This is a genomic window from Streptomyces sp. SP18BB07 (assembly GCF_036322545.1).
Lineage (GTDB): Bacteria > Actinomycetota > Actinomycetes > Streptomycetales > Streptomycetaceae > Streptomyces > Streptomyces deccanensis.
In genome coordinates, this window is record NZ_JAQYWT010000224.1 from 38,145 (window position 1) to 54,975 (window position 16,831).

Consider the following 16,831-nt stretch of genomic DNA (forward strand, 5'->3'; position numbering starts at 1 on the left):
ATCGGGCGGGGACAGGTGCCATGGCGACGACACAACGACTGCTGCTGGTCGAGGACGAGCCCACGCTGTGTGAGCTGCTGTCCGCCAGCCTGCGGCTGGCCGGCTTCGAGGTGACTCCTGCCCGGACGGGAGGCCAGGCCCTGGAAGCGGTCCGCGACAACCGACCCGACCTGATCGTCCTGGATGTGATGCTGCCCGACCTAGACGGCTTCGAGGTGGCACGTCGTCTGCGTGCGAACCCCTCCGGTCCGGGAATCGGGCAGCCGCCGATCCTCTTTCTGACCGCCCGGGACGCGGCGGAGGACCGCATCAGCGGTCTGCGGGCAGGCGGGGACGACTACGTCACCAAGCCCTTCAACCTCGAGGAACTCATCCTGCGCATCCAGGCCGTGCTGCGCCGAACCAGCGGCCGTCGGCCCGATGGGCTCCTGGTGGTGGACGACCTGGAGCTCGATCCCGACAGCCACCAGGTGACCCTCGGCGGCCGGCCGGTGCAACTGTCTCCGACCGAGTTCAGTCTGCTGCGCGTACTGATGGAAAACGCCGGCCAGGTGCTGTCCAGGCATCAGCTTCTGGACCAGGTCTGGCACTACGACTTCGACGGTGACGACTCCATCGTCGCGTCCTACATCAGCTACCTGCGCCGCAAGATCGACATCGCAGAACCGAAGCTGATCCACACGGTGCGCGGGACCGGCTACGTTCTGCGCAGGTCCCGCGCATGAGTGCCGCTTCACCGCGCGGGCTGATCAGCCGGATGTCGCTGCGCGGGCGGGTCGTGGCCATCACGCTGCTGCTGGTCGTCACCGCCCTGCTGGCCGGCAACGCCGTACTCGTCACCCTGCTGGAGCGGCAACTGGTGCACCAGCTGGAAGACCGGCTGCGCGCCGCTGCCGCGACGGCGGCGCGGCTGTCGAACCTGGAAGACGTGCCCGGTGCGACGGCACCGGAGCTGCGCGAGGCGGTGGAGCGCGACCTGACGGGTGACGTCTACGTCGTCTACCTCGATTCCCAGGGCCGACTGCGCCGTACGCTGCGTCCGGCTGTGCACAGCTCCCCACGTCTTCCCGCCCTGGACGCAGCGGCGGTCGCGGCCCGCGAACAGCGCCCGTTCCAGGTGGCGGCCAAGGGCGACGGCGACGAGTGGCGCGTCATCGCAACTCCTTTGATCCCGGGTCAGGACGTCGAGGCGGGCAAGGGCGGCAGTGTCGTCGTGGCCGGTTCTCTGGCTCCGGTCCATACGACGATCCGGCACCTGGGCGTGTGGATGCTGGTGATCGATGCAGTGGTGCTCATCGGGTTGGGCGTCGTCGCCTGGTTCGCGGTGCGGGCCGGCTTGCGGCCGCTGCGGCGCATCGAGAGAACGGCAGCCGCCATCGCGGGCGGGGACCTGTCCAGCCGGGTGCCACAGCCGGCCACCATGCGCACAGAACTGGGCCGGTTGTCCGCTGCCCTCAACGGCATGCTGGACCGCATCGAAGCCGGCGACGCCGCCCGCGCTGCCACCAACGCGCGCATGCGTACCTTCCTCGCGGACGCCAGCCACGAACTGCGCACCCCGCTGTTCGGGATCAAGGGCTTCACCGAGCTGTACCGGATGGGCGGCATGCCCCAGCGTGCGGACGTCGATGCTGCCATGAGCCGTATCGAGCGTGAAGCAGCCCGCCTGGTCCGCATCGTCGAGGACCTGCTGCTGCTCGCCCGGCTCGACGAAGACGCCACCGCTGACGCGCGTCTGACCCTTCGCCTGACTCCCATGGACCTGCGCACCCTGGCCGCCGACGCCCTGCACGACCTGCGGGCCATGGCACCCGACCGTCCCGTCACCCTGACCGGCCCGGGCGGCGGCCCGCCCGGTGGCGCCCCGGTTCTGGGCAACGAGTCACGCCTGCGACAGGTCACCTCCAACCTCGTCGGCAACGCCATCGCCCACACCCCGCCCGGCACGCCGGTACGCATCGGCGTCGGCACTCTGCGGGACCATGCCGTCCTCGAACTCAGCGATGAGGGACCAGGGATGACAGCCGAACAGGTCACTCACGTCTTCGACCGCTTCTACCGTGCCGACACCGCCCGCGGCCGCACACAGACCGGCGGTGCCGGACTCGGCCTGTCCATCGTCCGCTCCTTGGTGACCGCTCACCAAGGCCGTGTCGAGGTGTGCTCTCAGCCTGGGCAGGGCGCCACGTTCCGCGTCCTGCTGCCGCTGCATTCCGACAGCTCCGTCGGCAATTCCTGAGGATCGCCCGAGCCCGTCGGCACCCCCGCCGAGCCCTACTTGTTTTTGAGTACGGGGGATCGTCGCTACGGCGGACGACCCGAATGCGGCCGCCCGGCAGGGTGAATGACGTTCCCGATATCCAGATACGGAGATGTCTTTCATGGCGACTTTCTTGCATCGGGTGGGCCGCTGGGCCTTCCGAAGGCGCCGCACCGTGGTGCTGGCCTGGGTGGCCGTACTGGCTGCTTCATTCCTCGGGGCGTCCAGCGCGTCCGAGGCATCGGAGGACTCGTCCTCCCTGCCCGGCATCGAGTCCCAGCAGGCATTCGACCTGATCAATGAGCGGTTCCCGGGCGCCGAAGCGGACGGTGCGCAGGCCCGCATCGTGTTCGTCGCGGAACACGGCCGGCAGGTCACCTCCGCCGCCGGCCGGTCGGCCATCGGTGAACTCGTCACGGCGGTGGCCGACGGGCCGCAGGTCGCCGACGCGGCCGGCCCCTTCGACACGAACGCGGTCAGCAAGGACAGGTCGACCGCGTACGCCACCGTCACCTACAAGGTCGCCGGCGACGATCTCACCGACGCCAGCAGGACGGACCTGACCAAGGCGGTCGAGCGGGCCCGGGACGCGGGCCTGACCGTCGAGGTCGGCGGCTCCGCGCTGGAGACCGAAGCCGCGCAGGGCCTGGGTGAAGTACTCGGCGTACTCGTCGCGGCGGTGGTTCTGCTGATCACCTTCGGCTCACTCGCCGCCGCCGGCCTCCCCCTGCTCACCGCCATCCTCGGCGTCGGCATCAGCCTGGCCGGAATCACCGCTTTGAGCAGTGCCTTCGGATTCTCCTCGACGGTCGGTGAACTGGCGATGATGCTCGGCCTCGCCGTCGGCATCGACTACTCCCTGTTCGTGGTCTCGCGCTACCGGGAGGAGCGGGCCAAGGGACACCAGCCGCAGGAGGCGGTGGCCCTGGCCGTGGGCACGGCCGGAAGCGCGGTCGTCTTCGCCGGCCTCACCGTCGTCATCGCTTTGCTGGGTCTCTCCGTCATCGGCGTCCCGATGCTCAGCAAGATGGGTATCGGCTCGGCAGGCGCCGTCATGGTCGGAGTCCTGATCGCCCTGACCGCAGTGCCGGCACTCCTGGGCTTCTGGCCGAATGCGGTGCTCTCGCGCCGAGACCGCAAGGGCGGACGTCGCTCCGGCACCAAGATCCTCAGCCTCGTCGGCAGGACCAGGACGGCCGGCACCACCACGAAGGCCCCCCGGGGTGTTCGCTGGGCGCAGTTCGTGGTGCGCCGCCCGCTGCCCGTCCTGCTCCTGTCGGTGATCGGCCTCGGGGCGCTCGCGGTGCCGTCGCTCGACCTGCGGATGGGCATGCCCGGCGATGAGGCCAAGTCGACCGCGACCACCGAGCGCCGCGCCTACGACGCGCTCGCCGAGGGCTTCGGCCCGGGCTTCAACGGCCCGCTGACCGTGGTTGTCGACGTCAAGGAGGCCAAGGACCCGCAGGCGGCCGTGACGGCGGTCTCCGAAAAGCTCGCCGGCACCGAGGGAGTCGTCTCCGTCTCCCCGGCACGGTTCAACGAGGCCGAAGACACGGCGGTGATCGCCGCTGTCCCCTCGACCGCACCCACCAGCCGGCAGACGCAGGACCTGGTGCACACCATCCGCAGCGAGCGCGGTGCGGTGGAGTCCACCACCGGCGCCGACTTCAAGGTCACCGGCACCACCGCCCTGAACATCGACGTGGGCCAGAAGATGCAGGACGCCCTCATTCCCTACCTCGCGGTCGTCGTCGGTCTCGCCTTCCTCCTCCTGGCCCTGGTCTTCCGCTCGATCCTGGTGCCGCTCAAGGCCGCGCTCGGCTTCCTGCTGTCGGTCGGCGCGGCCCTCGGCGCGATCGTCACGGTCTTCCAACAGGGCCACGGAGCCGGCCTCTTCGGCGTCGACGAAACCGGCCCGATCATGAGCACCATGCCCATCTTCCTGGTGGGTATCGTCTTCGGCCTCGCCATGGACTATCAGGTCTTCCTCGTCTCCCGGATCCGGGAGGCGCACATCCACGGAGAAGGGCCCGGCCAGGCCATCGTCACCGGATTCCGGCACAGCGCCCAGGTTGTGGGGGCCGCGGCGCTGATCATGATGGCGGTGTTCGGCGGGTTCATGACGGGCGGCGAATCCCTGGTCAAGATGGTCGGCTTCGGACTGGCCAGTGCCGTCTTCTTCGACGCCTTCGTCGTCCGTATGGCCTTCGTGCCCGCGGTCCTGGCGCTCCTCGGCAAGCGGGCATGGTGGCTGCCGCGCCGGCTGGACCGGCTGATGCCCCGCGTCGACGTCGAGGGCGAAGCACTCACCCAGCAGGTCTCCGCGCCGAATGATCTGCCCGCCGACGATCCACGGGCCTCCGTGACGGTCTGACGCACGTGCCGACCGGGCCGCTCCACCCCAGTCCCAGAGCGGCCCGGACCGGCCCCCACTCTGTCCACTTCTTCAGCCCACGGTCACGGTACTGCTCGGAGAAACCATGGTCACCCGCCTGCGACTTCGCGTCGATCGCCATCCCCGCCTGGTCGAGGCGGCCTTCCTCCTGTTGATCTATGCGGCCACCAGCAACCAGTACCGCCGGGCCGGCGACCACACCCTGTGGTGGCCGGGCTTCGCCCTCGCGGCAGTCACCTGTACGAGCCTGTCGGCGCGCCGCCGACGCCCCGGCACCGTTGTCGTCCTCACCACCCTCGGCACCGCCGTCGCAGGCGCCCAGGGCAGCACCTTCGGGCCCCTCCTGCTGCTCCCGGTCATCGTCGCCCTGTACGAACTGACTCTCCAGGTCTCCCAGCAAGCCATCCGAATCCACGGTCTCCTGGTCGCTGTCATCCTCGTGCCCACCGCCCTGCGCTGGGATGCCGAGGACGAGCCCTGGGCGAACGAAGCGGTGAGCCTGGCCTTCTGGATCCTGCTGCCCATCCTGCACGGATTGGCGGTGCGAGCGCGCCGCGCGTACATGGACACCGTCCGCACCCGTGCCGAGGACGCCGAACGCACCCGCTACGAAGAAGCACAACGCCGTGTCACCGAAGAACGCGTCCGCATCGCCCGGGAGCTGCACGACGTCGTGGCCCACCACATGGCCCTGGCCAACGCCCAAGCCGGCACAGCCGCCCACCTGTTCTCCACTCATCCCGCGCAGACCGGCCGCATCCTCACCGAACTCACCGGCACGACCACGGCAGCGCTGCGTGAACTCGAGGCAACCGTGGGCCTGTTGCGCCAGCCGGAGACCGCCGAGGAATCGCTGAACCCCGCACCTGGACTTGACCGGCTTCCTGACCTGGTCGCCGCCTTCGGCGCCGCCGCACTGCACATCACGATCGCTGTCGAAGGCCCCGTGAAGCCCCTGTCGGCCGGGGTGGACCTGACCGCCTTCCGCATCGTGCAGGAAGCGCTGACCAACGTTGCCAAACACGCCGCGGTGAACACGGCACAGGTCCACCTCGCCTACGCCCAGGAACAGTTGACGATCACCGTGAGCAACGACAGCAGTCCGATCGCGCCCCCGCGCACACCCGGCGGAGGCTTCGGGCTCATCGGTATGCGAGAGCGCGCTCAGGCCGCCGGGGGCCGCCTCCGTGCGGGGCGCCGCCCGGAAGGCGGCTTCGCCGTCACGGCCGAACTTCCCATCAGTGTCTGACCAGAGAGCAACCTCCATGACGATCCGCGTACTGATCGCCGACGACCAGGCCCTGCTGCGAGCGACCTTCCAGGTGCTGATCGACTCCTGTGACGACATGGAGGTCGTCGCCGAGGCCGGCGACGGGCGGCAGGCCATCACGCTCGCCGGCATCCACCGCCCGGACGTCGTTCTGATGGACATCCGCATGCCCGGCACCGACGGACTGGCTGCGACCGCCGCCATCTGCGACCAGCCCGAGCTGCAGGACACCCGCGTGCTCATCCTCACCACGTTCCAGACCGACGAGCACGTCGCCGAGGCCCTGCGCCTGGGTGCGAGCGGCTTCCTAGGCAAGAGCACCACTGCCGATGCCTTCCTCGACGGCATCCGCACGGTCGCTTCCGGTGACGCCTTGCTGTCACCCGTAGCCACCCGCTCACTGATCACCCGCTTTCTCGCCCTTCCCGTGCCCAGCTCCGGCGCCCGCGACCCCGAGCGATTCAGCAGCCTCACTCCGCGAGAGCGCGAGGTGCTGGCCGTGGTCGCGGAGGGCAAATCCAACGACGAGATCGCCGCCGCACTGTTCCTCAGCCCCCTGACCGTCCGCACCCACGTCCAGCGGGCCAAAGCCAAGACGGGCGCCCGCGATCGTGCACAGCTCGTCGCCTTCGCCTACCAGTCCGGCCTGGTGCAACCGCCGCGGTGACAGGCAGTGGGGCCGGTGCTCTTCACTGCCCAGGGACGCTGCCAAGTCCCCGTGGCAGCCCTGACCGCCGCCGTTATGTCGCTCTCGGCGACGGTCGAGAACCGTGCTCGATCACAGCCCGGTGGCCAGCCAGATGGTCACGGCCGCGGTGGCGATGAGCCCGACGTTGAGTGTGATGCGGCGGTCATCGCCGGTCAGGTGGACGGCGACTGCGCCGATCTGCAGGAGCAGGAAGCCGATGGCCGCGGCCGGCGCCAGCGAGGGAGCGATGCCGGTCAGCGGCGGAAGGATCAGCCCGATCGCGCCGAGTGCTTCGACCGTCCCCAGCGCCCTTACGGCGGGCAACGGTACGCGGTCGACCCAGGCCATCATCGGTCGGAGTTGATCGCGGCTGCGGATCACCTTCACCGCGCCCGCGTAGAAGTAGAAGAGGGCGAGAGGTCCCGCGACGGTCCAATAGGCGATGTTCATAGTTCCCGTTCATGGGCCACAGGTTTTCGGGGAGCGGTCGATGCGTCGATTGCCGGAAGAGCTTCAGGTGCGGCCGGTGGCGGGCTCGGTCGCGTAGCGGCTCATCGCGCCGATGTTGGCCTGTGGCGTCAGCGGCCGGCCGTCGGCGAGCACGTCCTGGAGGTCTCGGAAGTACTGCACGTACAGGTCCGGGGTGAATGTGCTGAGCATGACGGCGGGTTGGTCGGTCACGTTGGCGAAGGTGTGCGGGGTACCGGGCGGAACCATCACGAGCGTGCCCGCGGTGGCGTCGTAGTCGTCGTCCCTGACGGTGAACCGCACGGTGCCGGAGAGGATGTAGAAGCCCTCGTCGTGTCGGGCGTGACGGTGTTGCGGCGGTCCCTGGGTGTGCGGGGCGAGGACGGACTCGGCGATCGCGAGGCGGTGCCCGGTATGGCTGCCGTCTTCCAGGACGCGCATGCGCGTGGTGCCCAGAATGATGGTCTCGCCGTCGCCGGGACCCACCACGGATACGGCGGGGTCGGCCTGCGGCTCGCTGGTCTTGGCTTCTTCGGTCATGCTCACGAGTGCACCTTCGGGGCCCTGCCGGTGTCCAAGACCCATCCCGCAGCGCCGATACCTCGCGGGTATCGTTGCAGCGTGGAGCTAAGGGCCTTGCGTTATTTCGTGGCAGTCGCCGAGGAACTCCACTTCGGCCGGGCCGCCGTGCGACTGCATATGAGTCAGCCGCCGCTGAGCCGGGCGATCAAGCAGTTGGAGGCCGATGTCGGGGCCCTGCTGTTCGCCCGCTCGCCTGCCGGCGTCACGCTCACTCCGGTGGGCACGGTGCTGCTCGACGAGGCGCGAGCCCTGCTCGACCATGCCGATCGCGTCCGTGTACGCGTGAGCGCGGCGGTCGGCGTCGCGACCATCACCGTCGGCATCCTGGGTGACGGCACCGACCCGGGAGTGACCAGGCTGGCCGCCGCCTACCGTCGACGCCACCCCGGCATCGACATCCGCATCCGTGACACCGACCTGGCCGACCCGACGTGTGGGCTGCGCGCCGGGCTCGTCGACGTCGCCTTGACTCGAGCGCCGTTCGACGAGACGGCCCTGACGGTGCGTGTGTTGCGGTCCGATCCGGTCGGCGTGGTCCTGCGCACCGATGACCCGCTGGCCCTCCGTGACCGGTTGCGGCTGGTCGACCTGAGCGACCGCCGCTGGTTCCAGTTCCCGCAGGGAACCGACCCCATCTGGCAGTCGTACTGGAACGGCGGCAGGCCGCGCGAGGGTCCAGTGGTGCGTGCCGTCCAGGAATGCCAGCAGGCCGTGCTGTGGAACGGCACGGTCGGCCTGGCCCCGCTCGGACACGACCTGCCTGCGGAGTTGGCTGTGGTACCGCTGATCGACATGGCGCCGAGCCGAGTGGTGGCGGTGTGGAACGAAGGTGACACCAACCCGTTGATCCGATCCTTCATCGAGATCGCGACAGCCGCGTACCGCCACTGAGCACCGGCGCCCGTGCTGCGAGTGCTTGGAGGATCTGTCGTACTTCGTGGCGCCACTGGTCGGTGTCGGCGCTGTCCACCCAGCCGGTTGCCATCTCTGATCCGTCCCGGAGAACCCGGTCCAGTGCGAGTCTCGCCGACGCGCGAAGCGGGGCCGGCAGTTCGGGCAGCGGTTCCCGGGGGCAGTCATCGGGGTCGATCACGATGGGGCTGCCAGGGAGGGTGCCGGCGACGAGAGCGCCGGCGGCAACGGCTTCGGCCCCGTCTCCGCCATCGACACGTTCTCCCGAGTCGGTGACTCGCCGGAACGCCCGCTCCAGCACGTCGATGACCTGCTGGTGGGCGAGTCCCCCAAGTTCATCGACGAAGTCTGCGGCGAGGTCGCTGTCGAACGGACCGGTTCCCCACGTTCCCATGCATGGCTCCTGATACGGCCGTCTCGGACGAAGGCATGGTTCCAGGAGCCACTGACGTCGGTTCACGGGGCGAGGAGGACCCGCTCGCGGAGCAGTGCGAAGCCGGCGCGTCCGAACCTCTGGCGCTCGGGTGCTGTTCCGCAGACGGGCGCGGCCCGGCTGGTCACCCGGGAGCGCTACCGGGCGGTCTGGGTGTGGACGTACTCCACGAGGCGGGTCAGGGAGTCCGGGTCGGTGCTGGGCATGACGCCGTGGCCGAGGTTGAAGACGTGGCCCTCGAGACCGGCGGCGGCGTCGAGGACCTCGCGGGTCTTGGTCTCGACGGCGTCCGTGCCGGCGAACAGGACGGTCGGGTCGAGGTTGCCCTGGAGCGCCTTGCCGGGGCCGACGCGGCGCGCGGCCTCGTCGAGCGGGACGCGCCAGTCGACGCCGACGACGTCCGCGCCGGCCTCGCCCATGAGGCCCAGCAGCTCACCGGTGCCGACGCCGAAGTGGATGCGGGGGACGCCGTACCCGGCGACGGCGTCGAAGACCTTCGCGGAGGCGGGCAGCACCGAGCGACGGTAGTCCGCCGGGGCCAGCGCGCCGGCCCAGGAGTCGAAGAGCTGCACGGCGGAGGCGCCCGCCTCGATCTGGACCTTCAGGAACGCGGAGGTGATCCCGGCGAGGCGGTCGAGCAGGTCGGCCCAGAGCTCGGGGTCGCCGTACATCATCGCCTTGGCGTTCTCGTACGTGCGGGACGGGCCGCCCTCGACGAGGTAGCTGGCGAGGGTGAAGGGGGCGCCGGCGAAGCCGATGAGGGGGGTCTCGCCGAGTTCGGCGGTGAGCAGCCCGATGGCCTCGGTGACGTAGGAGACGTCGTCGGGGGTCAGGTCGCGCAGCTGGGCGAGGTCGGCGCGGCTGCGGATCGGCTTCTCGACGACGGGTCCGACGCCGGGCTTGATGTCGAGGTCGATGCCGATGGCCTTGAGCGGGACGACGATGTCGCTGAAGTAGATCGCCGCGTCCACCCGGTGCCGGCGGACCGGTTGGAGGGTGATCTCCGTGACCAGCTCGGGCCGCATGCACGACTCCAGCATCCCGATGCCCTCGCGCACCTTCAGGTACTCGGGGAGCGAGCGCCCGGCCTGCCGCATGAACCACACCGGTGTGTGCGGCACGGACTCGCGCCTGCACGCCTTCAGGAAGGCTGAGTTGTACGTGGCGGTCGGCTGGTGGCCCGAGGGGCTGGCGTTGGCACTCACGAGGCAAAGTCTCGCACGCCTGCTTGACAGTGATGGCCCGGGCCGTCGGCGAGCGGGGCCCGCGCTCCGGCGGTCGGCGCCTGCGCGCGCCGACGGGGCCCGCGTTCGCTCAGCGCGATGCGACCGTGACCCAGCGCACGGGTGTCTTGCCCTGCGCCGGGGCCCCGTTCCCCTTAATGTTCCGGCATGGCTGCGGCTCAGGGACGACTGTCGGACGGCGCTGGCGGGATGGACGACGCGAAGGAGGGGGAGGGCGATGCGAGGGAGACGGCACCGCTGCCGTTCCGCTCCGCCGTCGAAGCGCTGAAAGCCACACGGCTGCGGCCGGAGATCGAGATCGAGGCGACCAAGCCACCCCAGCGGCTCGCCCCGTACGCGTACGCCCTGGAGGCCGCGGTCGTCGAGGGCGACGAGGATCTGGCCGACGGCCGGCTGGTCCTGCTGCACGACCCTGCGGGACACGACGCCTGGCAGGGCACGTTCCGGCTGGTGACCCTGGTCCGGGCGGAGCTGGAGCCCGAGATGGCGGCGGATCCGCTGCTGCCGGAGGTGTGCTGGTCGTGGCTGACCGGCGCGCTGCAGACCCGGGGGCTGTCGTACGGGGAGCCGAGCGGGACGGTGACACGGGCCGGCTCCCACTACTTCGGCGGGCTGGCGTCGCGGCCGGCCGCGTCCCAGATCGAGATCCGGGCGTCGTGGACCCCGCGCGAGGTCCTGGGCGGGGTTCCCGACACCGCCGCGCACCTCGCCTCATGGTGCGACCTGCTCGCCCAGATCGCGGGTCTGCCGCCGGCGGTCGACCCCGGGGACGCGGCGGTGGTGTCGCTGCCGCAGCGGCGGGGGCCGCAGTCCCGCTGACCCCTCCCTCTGAAGGACTGTGTTCGCGAAGGACCGTGCTCGCCGAGCACGGTCCTTTTCACGTGCGAGCCACCACGCCGACCACAACCATCTCTTTGTCGATACGGCCACTTTCGGCCGCGTATCGACATGAAGCGACACCGTTCGATCTTCGAATGATCGAAGATTTGTCCGAATTGAACGTATTGTTACTCACCAAATCGTGATCATTCTCTAAAGGAGCAGAGGTTTGGTGCCGAAGACCTCTGTGACCTTGAAAGCACGGTTCGTCCCGGCTTCGACCCCACGAGCCCAGCGAGCCGGCCCCCGTCCCGCACCCCAGGAGGCCTGGTGTCCGTTCTCCTCGAGCAGCCCGCAAGCCTGGTCGCCTACCGTCCGAACAAGCCGACCGCGATGGTGGTGGTGGCGGATCCCCGGGTCCGGTCCACCGTGACCCGCCACCTGTGGGCCCTCGGGGTCCGCGACGTGATCGAGGCCTCGTCCATCGCCGAGGCCCGTCCGCGCGTCGGCAACCCCCGTGACATCTGCGTCGCAGACGTCCACCTGCCGGACGGTTCCGGCCTCACCCTCCTCTCCGAGACCCGCGCGGCGGGGTGGCCCAACGGCCTCGCCCTCTCCGCCGCCGACGACATCGGCGCCGTACGCAACGCCCTCGCGGGCGGTGTGAAGGGATACGTCGTCACCGGCACCCGTACCAACATCGGACTGCCCACCCGCCCCGGCGCCGCCCCCATCGGCTCCGCCGCCCGTATGCACCGCCGTCCCCCGGGCGCCCCGAGCCACCCGGGCGGCTACCGGGAGCTGTCGGGCCGCGAGGTCGAGGTACTGCGCCTGGTCGCGGAGGGTCAGTCGAACAAAGCGATCGGCGTCTCCATGGGCCTGTCCGCGCTCACGGTCAAGAGCCACTTGGCCCGAATCGCACGCAAGCTCGGCACCGGCGACCGCGCCGGAATGGTTGCGGTGGCCCTGCGCACCGGGATCATCCACTGACCCCCGGGAGGCCGGGACGGCGAAGAGGCCGGGATCGTCCCCGCACGTCCGGCCTCTCCCGGTTCGCCGGGAACATTCACTGACACGTGTGACACGTGACTGGTTTACGACCCCACAAGGCCCGTCGGCGGAACGTTCCGTCGGCGGGCCATGTCCATACACGGATACCCTTGACAGGTGACCGACGCCCAAGAGACCGCAGCAGACAGGACCCTGCGAACCACCGGAGGCGCCCCTCCGGACGACGGCGGATCCTCTGAAGCGGGGGCGCCGATCCCTTTGCTGGAGCCGAGGGAAGGCATTCCGGCCGTGATCGCCGACGAGTCCTCGCTCGCCGCGGTGATCGCCGCCTTCGCCGCCGGCTCCGGCCCCGTGGCCGTGGACGCCGAACGCGCGTCCGGTTACCGCTACGGTCAGCGGGCCTATCTGGTGCAGCTGCGCCGTGAGGGCGCGGGCACCGCGCTCATCGACCCCGTCGCCTGCCCCGACCTCTCCGGCCTCGGTGAGGCGCTCTCGGGCGTGGAGTGGGTGCTGCACGCGGCCACCCAGGACCTGCCCTGTCTGCGTGAGATAGACATGGTGCCGACGCGGATCTTCGACACCGAGCTGGCCGGGCGCCTCGCCGGGTTCCCCCGGGTCGGCCTCGGCGCGATGGTCGAGGGCGTCCTCGGCTATGTCCTGGAGAAGGGCCACTCCGCGGTCGACTGGTCCACCCGCCCGCTGCCCGAGCCGTGGCTGCGCTACGCCGCGCTCGACGTGGAGCTCCTCGTGGACCTGCGGGACGCCCTGGAGAAGGAGCTGGACCGGCAGGGGAAGCTGGAGTGGGCGCGGCAGGAGTTCGACGCGATCGCGTCCGCGCCGCCCGCCGAACCGCGCAAGGACCCCTGGCGGCGTACGTCCGGGATGCACAAGGTGCGGCGACGCCGGCAGATGGCGGTCGTGCGGGAGATGTGGGAGGCACGGGACCGGATCGCCCAGCGCCGCGACGTCTCGCCGGGGAAGGTGCTGAGCGACGCGGCGATCGTGGAGGCGGCGCTGGCCCTGCCGGTCAACGCGCACGCGCTGGCCGCGCTGACCGGGTTCGGCCACCGGATGGGACGGCGGCAGCTGGAGCAGTGGCAGGCCGCGGTGGACCGGGCCAGGGCCCTGCCGGACTCCGCGCTGCCGGCGCACGGGCAGCCGGTCACGGGGCCGCCGCCGCCGAAGGCGTGGGCCGACAAGGATCCGGCGGCGGCGGCGCGGCTGTCCGCGGCGCGAGCCGGGGTGTCCGCGCTGGCGGAGCAGCTCGCCCTGCCTCAGGAGAACCTGATCACGCCGGATACGGTACGGCGGCTGTGCTGGGAGCCTCCGGGGTCGCTGGACGCGGAGGGCGTGAGTGCGGCGCTCGCGGGGTACGGGGCTCGGCCCTGGCAGGTGGAGTTGGTGACTCCGGTGTTGGTGGGGGCGATGGGGGCAGTGGCGAAGGCCAAGGGCGCGTAGTCGCCGTAGGGGTGCTGTCGGTGGGCGACTGCGGGTGCTTCGTGGCTGGTCGCGCAGTTCCCCGCACCCCTGAACGACCTCGGCAGCTGTCGAGGCTCCCTCACTTCGTCGCTCCCCTCGTGAAGCCGTTGTAGATGAATCTCTGGAGCAGCAGGAAGGCGATCAGGGTCGGCAGGATCACCAGGATCGCTCCTGCCGAGATCGTTTCCCAGTGGGCTCCGAAGGGCCCCTTGAAGCGGAAGAGCGATGTGGAGATGACGCCGCGGTCGTCGGAGGGCAGGTAGAGGAAGGGGATGTAGAAGTCGTTGTAGACGGTGATCCCCTTGACGATGACGACCGTGGCGACCGCCGGTTTGAGCAGCGGGAAGATGATCTTCCGGTAGATCGTGAAGGCGTTGGCGCCATCCAGCCGGGCCGCCTCGTCGAGCGAGACCGGGATCGACCGCACGAACTGCAGGAAGATGTAGATCGAGACGATGTCGGTGCCCATGTAGAGCGCGATCGGCGCCCAGAGGGTGTCGAACATGCCGAAGCTGTCGACGATCTGGAAGGTCGCGACCTGGGTGGTGACGCCGGGGACGAGCGTGGCGACGAGGAAGAGGGCGACCACCAGCTTCCGGAAGCGGAAGGTGAAGCGGTCGATCGCGTAGGCCGCCATCGAGCCGATGAGGACCGTTCCGGTGATGGCGAAGAAGAGGATGAAGGCCGTGTTGCCGAAGGCGGTGAGCATCTCGCCGTCGCGGAAGGCCGTGGCGTAGTTCTCGAAGTTCAGGAGGCTGTCCGGCAGCGTGAGGGCGCCGCTGTCGTCCGCCATCTCCCGTTCGGTCTTGAGCGAGGTCAGCAGGACCACGAGCAGCGGCAGCAGCACCACGACCGACGCGCCGACCAGGGACAGATAGGTGAGCGTGCGGGCGACTCGCCCACGGGTCACCGGGGTTGGGGTCGTCAGCGTCGTCATACGAGGTCCACCCTGTCGTCGGGGACCAGCCGGCGTTGCAGCCACGTCACCGCCAGGATGATCAGCAGCAGGACGACCGCGGCGGCGGACGCGAGGCCCGTCTTGTTGAACTGGAAGGCGAGCTTGACGGTCTGGATCACGAAGGTCTCGGTGCCGGTGGCGCCGCCCGTCATGATGTACGGGATCTCGAAGACCGAGAGCGAGCCGGAGATCGAGAGGATCACGCTCAGGCTCAGGACGGGTCGGATGCCGGGCGCGATGATGTAGCGGAACCGGTGCCAGCGGTTCGCGCCGTCGAGTTCGGCCGCCTCGTACAACTCCCCCGGGATCGACTGGATCGCGCCGAGGAAGAGCACGAAGTTCAGGCCCATGTAGCGCCAGACCGAGACGCCGGCCAGTGAGACGTTCGCGGAGGTCTCCGTGCCCAGCCAGGCGCGGTCCGACTCGTGGCCGAACAGGGCGAGGACCGAGTCGAGGGTGCCGCCGTCCTGGAAGAAGTAGAGGAAGACGAAGCCGATGGCGACGCCGTTGATCAGGTACGGGAAGAAGAGGATGCCCTTGAAGAGGCTCCGGAAGCGGAGGTTGAAGCTGAGGATGGTCGCGAAGTAGAGGGCGAGCGCGATCTGCACGGCCGACGCGGCCAGGTAGTACCCGCTGACGAAGAAGACCCGGAACAGTTCGGGGCGGGTGAAGATCTCGACGTAGTTGTCGGTGCCGGTGTAGCTCAGCTCGGGGCTGACGCCGTCCCAGTCGGTGAAGCTGTACGCCAGCATGTTGGCGACCGGCGCGTAGGTGAAGGTGATCAGCAGGGCCAGCGGGACGGCCAGGAAGAGCCAGGGGGTGAGCCCGCGCCACAGGCGCACCCCGCGAGGGGCGCGCCCGGGTGTGGGGGGCCGGGGCGCGGCCCCCTGGGGCCGCGCCGCCTTCTCCGTCGCGTGCGAGCGGGATGTCGTACGCGCCTGGGGCATCAGGACCCCACGGTCTTCGCTGCCTCGGTCCAGCGCTTGCCGAGGTCGTCGAGGAAGTCGTCGATGTCGCCGTCCTTGGCGCCCCGGGCTATGTCGACCAGTTCCTGGCGGTAGGCGGGCGCGTTGATGCCGACCTCCGAGGCGTTGTCGATCTCCTTGACCTTCGCGCCCTCGGCGTCGTCGAGTTCGATGAGTTCGACGCCCTGGTCCTCGTACGGCTTCAGGACCTCGGGCAGAGGGGCGTCCTTGAGTGTGGAGATCGAGAGGTTGTCCTGCGCGTAGCCGGACTTGTCGGTGAACCAGTCGATCCAGGCGCGGGCCGCCTCCTTGTGCTTCGAATGGATGCTGACGGCCTGGTTGTAGTCGGGGTTGACGGTCGCGCAGGCCTTGCCGTCGACGCGGGCGGGGAACGGCATGAAGCCGATGTCGTCGGGGTCGGCGCCGGCCTTCTCGGCGGCCTGCCGGAACTGGATGACCGCCCAGCTGCCGAGCCAGGCCGTCGCGATCTCGCCCTTCGCCAACTGCGGCTTGGAGTTCTCCCAGTTGGTGGTCGACGGGTCCTTCTCGATCAGCTTCTGGTGCACGATGTCGTACAACAGCTGGTCGGCGACGCGTAGTTCGCCGTCCTCGCCCCACGGGTTGCCCTCGGCGAGCCGGGTGGTGGCCTCGGTGTCGCAGCTCACCGAGCCGTTGACGGCGGTCCACTGGGTCAGCGGCCACTGGGCGGCGAAGTTGGTGTAGTACGGCACGGCGTCGGTCTTGGACTTGATGGCCTTCAGCGCGGTGAGGAACTCCGCCGGGGTGGTGGGCCAGTCGGTGACGCCGGCCTCGGCCCAGATCCGCTTGTTGTAGAGGAAGCCGGGGGCCGCGCCCATCGGGCTCTGGCCGTAGACCTTGCCGTCGACGGCGGTGAAGTCGGTGAAACGGTATTTCTCGCTCAGCTCCCTCTGGGTGCCGAGCGAGGCGAAGAACTTGGGGTAGTCGTTCTTCTTGATGACGGCCGGGATCATGAGCACGTCGCCGTAGTTGTCCGTGTTCATCCGGATCTTGACTTCGGCCTCGTAGTCGGTGATCGCGTCGAACTTCACCTTCACCTTCGGATAGGTCTTGTTGAAGGCGTCGGCGTATTTCTGCATCGTGCCGTCCTGCACGATGTCCGTCCGGTGAGTGAGAACCGTGATGGATCCGGACACCTGAGCCGGGTCGTCGGCCGCCTCGGCGTCGGCGCCCTTGGAGCTTCCTCCGCCGCCGGTGCAGCCCGACGCGAGAAGCGCGGCCGCCAGCAGTGTTCCGGTGAGCGTCTTCCGGTGGTTCATGTGCACCAGCTCCGTTCGGGACGGACGAGCACGGGTGGGATGGATGGGT

Annotated in this window: 16 protein-coding genes; 9 read left to right on the forward strand and 7 right to left on the reverse strand. The window is 69.6% G+C overall.

The genetic code is table 11. The annotated features are described in order from the left end of the window. Positions 1-20 precede the first annotated feature (20 nt). The 5 genes from PUR53_RS05915 to PUR53_RS05935 all read left to right on the forward strand — a co-directional run bounded on the left by PUR53_RS05915 (position 21) and on the right by PUR53_RS05935 (position 6,592). Positions 21-725, forward strand: a complete 705-nt coding sequence (locus tag PUR53_RS05915) for a response regulator transcription factor (RefSeq protein ID WP_329896080.1) — start codon at positions 21-23, stop codon at positions 723-725. Then, positions 722-2,239 (forward strand): sensor histidine kinase, encoded by a 1,518-nt coding sequence (locus tag PUR53_RS05920; protein ID WP_329907611.1) that lies wholly within the window; start codon positions 722-724, stop codon positions 2,237-2,239. Before PUR53_RS05915 ends, PUR53_RS05920 begins: the two co-directional genes overlap by 4 nt. Positions 2,240-2,381: 142 nt before the next feature. Next, complete coding sequence (locus tag PUR53_RS05925; RefSeq protein ID WP_329907613.1) at positions 2,382-4,634, forward strand: MMPL family transporter; 2,253 nt, start codon at positions 2,382-2,384, stop codon at positions 4,632-4,634. 106 nt (positions 4,635-4,740) lie between these two features. Continuing rightward, positions 4,741-5,904, forward strand: a complete 1,164-nt coding sequence (locus PUR53_RS05930; protein ID WP_329907615.1) for a sensor histidine kinase — start codon at positions 4,741-4,743, stop codon at positions 5,902-5,904. A 16-nt stretch (positions 5,905-5,920) separates the two neighbouring features. After that, entirely contained in the window at positions 5,921-6,592 is a 672-nt protein-coding gene (locus PUR53_RS05935; RefSeq protein WP_329896076.1) for a response regulator transcription factor, read from the forward strand. Positions 6,593-6,703: 111 nt separating this feature from the next. Here PUR53_RS05935 and PUR53_RS05940 read toward each other — a convergent pair whose 3' ends face one another. Together PUR53_RS05940 and PUR53_RS05945 are read right to left on the reverse strand one after the other, a co-directional pair. After that, a complete protein-coding gene (locus tag PUR53_RS05940) occupies positions 6,704-7,063 on the reverse strand; it encodes a DoxX family protein (RefSeq protein ID WP_329896075.1) in 360 nt (119 codons plus the stop codon). A 63-nt stretch (positions 7,064-7,126) separates the two neighbouring features. Then, positions 7,127-7,621 carry a cupin domain-containing protein gene (locus PUR53_RS05945; protein ID WP_329896074.1) on the reverse strand — a complete coding sequence of 165 codons (495 nt, stop codon included), beginning with the start codon at positions 7,619-7,621 and terminating at the stop codon, positions 7,127-7,129. A gap of 96 nt (positions 7,622-7,717) precedes the next feature. Here PUR53_RS05945 and PUR53_RS05950 point away from each other — a divergent pair, with 96 nt between their 5' ends. Beyond that, positions 7,718-8,554 carry a LysR family transcriptional regulator gene (locus tag PUR53_RS05950; protein WP_329907617.1) on the forward strand — a complete coding sequence of 279 codons (837 nt, stop codon included), beginning with the start codon at positions 7,718-7,720 and terminating at the stop codon, positions 8,552-8,554. On the opposite strand, the gene PUR53_RS05955 is transcribed toward PUR53_RS05950, so the two are convergent. Continuing rightward, on the reverse strand, positions 8,520-8,969 hold the full coding sequence (locus tag PUR53_RS05955; protein WP_329907618.1) for a DUF4259 domain-containing protein: 450 nt from the start codon (positions 8,967-8,969) through the stop codon (positions 8,520-8,522). The two genes, PUR53_RS05950 and PUR53_RS05955, sit on opposite strands and share 35 nt — an antisense overlap. Before the next feature lie 176 nt (positions 8,970-9,145). Continuing rightward, on the reverse strand, positions 9,146-10,213 hold the full coding sequence (gene hemE, locus PUR53_RS05960) for a uroporphyrinogen decarboxylase (protein WP_329896072.1): 1,068 nt from the start codon (positions 10,211-10,213) through the stop codon (positions 9,146-9,148). A gap of 186 nt (positions 10,214-10,399) precedes the next feature. On the opposite strand from hemE, the gene PUR53_RS05965 reads away from it, so the two are divergent. From PUR53_RS05965 to PUR53_RS05975, 3 genes are all read left to right on the forward strand, one after another. Next, positions 10,400-11,071 (forward strand): DUF3000 domain-containing protein, encoded by a 672-nt coding sequence (locus PUR53_RS05965; protein ID WP_329896071.1) that lies wholly within the window; start codon positions 10,400-10,402, stop codon positions 11,069-11,071. A gap of 330 nt (positions 11,072-11,401) precedes the next feature. Next, on the forward strand, positions 11,402-12,061 hold the full coding sequence (locus tag PUR53_RS05970; protein ID WP_033529424.1) for a helix-turn-helix transcriptional regulator: 660 nt from the start codon (positions 11,402-11,404) through the stop codon (positions 12,059-12,061). 177 nt (positions 12,062-12,238) lie between these two features. Next, entirely contained in the window at positions 12,239-13,540 is a 1,302-nt protein-coding gene (locus tag PUR53_RS05975) for a ribonuclease D (protein ID WP_329896070.1), read from the forward strand. A gap of 100 nt (positions 13,541-13,640) precedes the next feature. Here the strand turns inward: PUR53_RS05975 and PUR53_RS05980 are convergent, their stop codons facing one another. From PUR53_RS05980 to PUR53_RS05990, 3 genes are read right to left on the reverse strand one after another with little or no spacing between them, the layout of a single operon-like run. Continuing rightward, complete coding sequence (locus PUR53_RS05980) at positions 13,641-14,498, reverse strand: carbohydrate ABC transporter permease (protein ID WP_329896069.1); 858 nt, start codon at positions 14,496-14,498, stop codon at positions 13,641-13,643. Continuing rightward, a complete protein-coding gene (locus PUR53_RS05985) occupies positions 14,495-15,466 on the reverse strand; it encodes a carbohydrate ABC transporter permease (protein WP_329896068.1) in 972 nt (323 codons plus the stop codon). The genes PUR53_RS05980 and PUR53_RS05985 overlap by 4 nt, the downstream gene beginning before the upstream one ends. After that, entirely contained in the window at positions 15,466-16,782 is a 1,317-nt protein-coding gene (locus tag PUR53_RS05990) for an ABC transporter substrate-binding protein (protein WP_329907619.1), read from the reverse strand. Before PUR53_RS05990 ends, PUR53_RS05985 begins: the two co-directional genes overlap by 1 nt. Positions 16,783-16,831 lie beyond the last annotated feature (49 nt).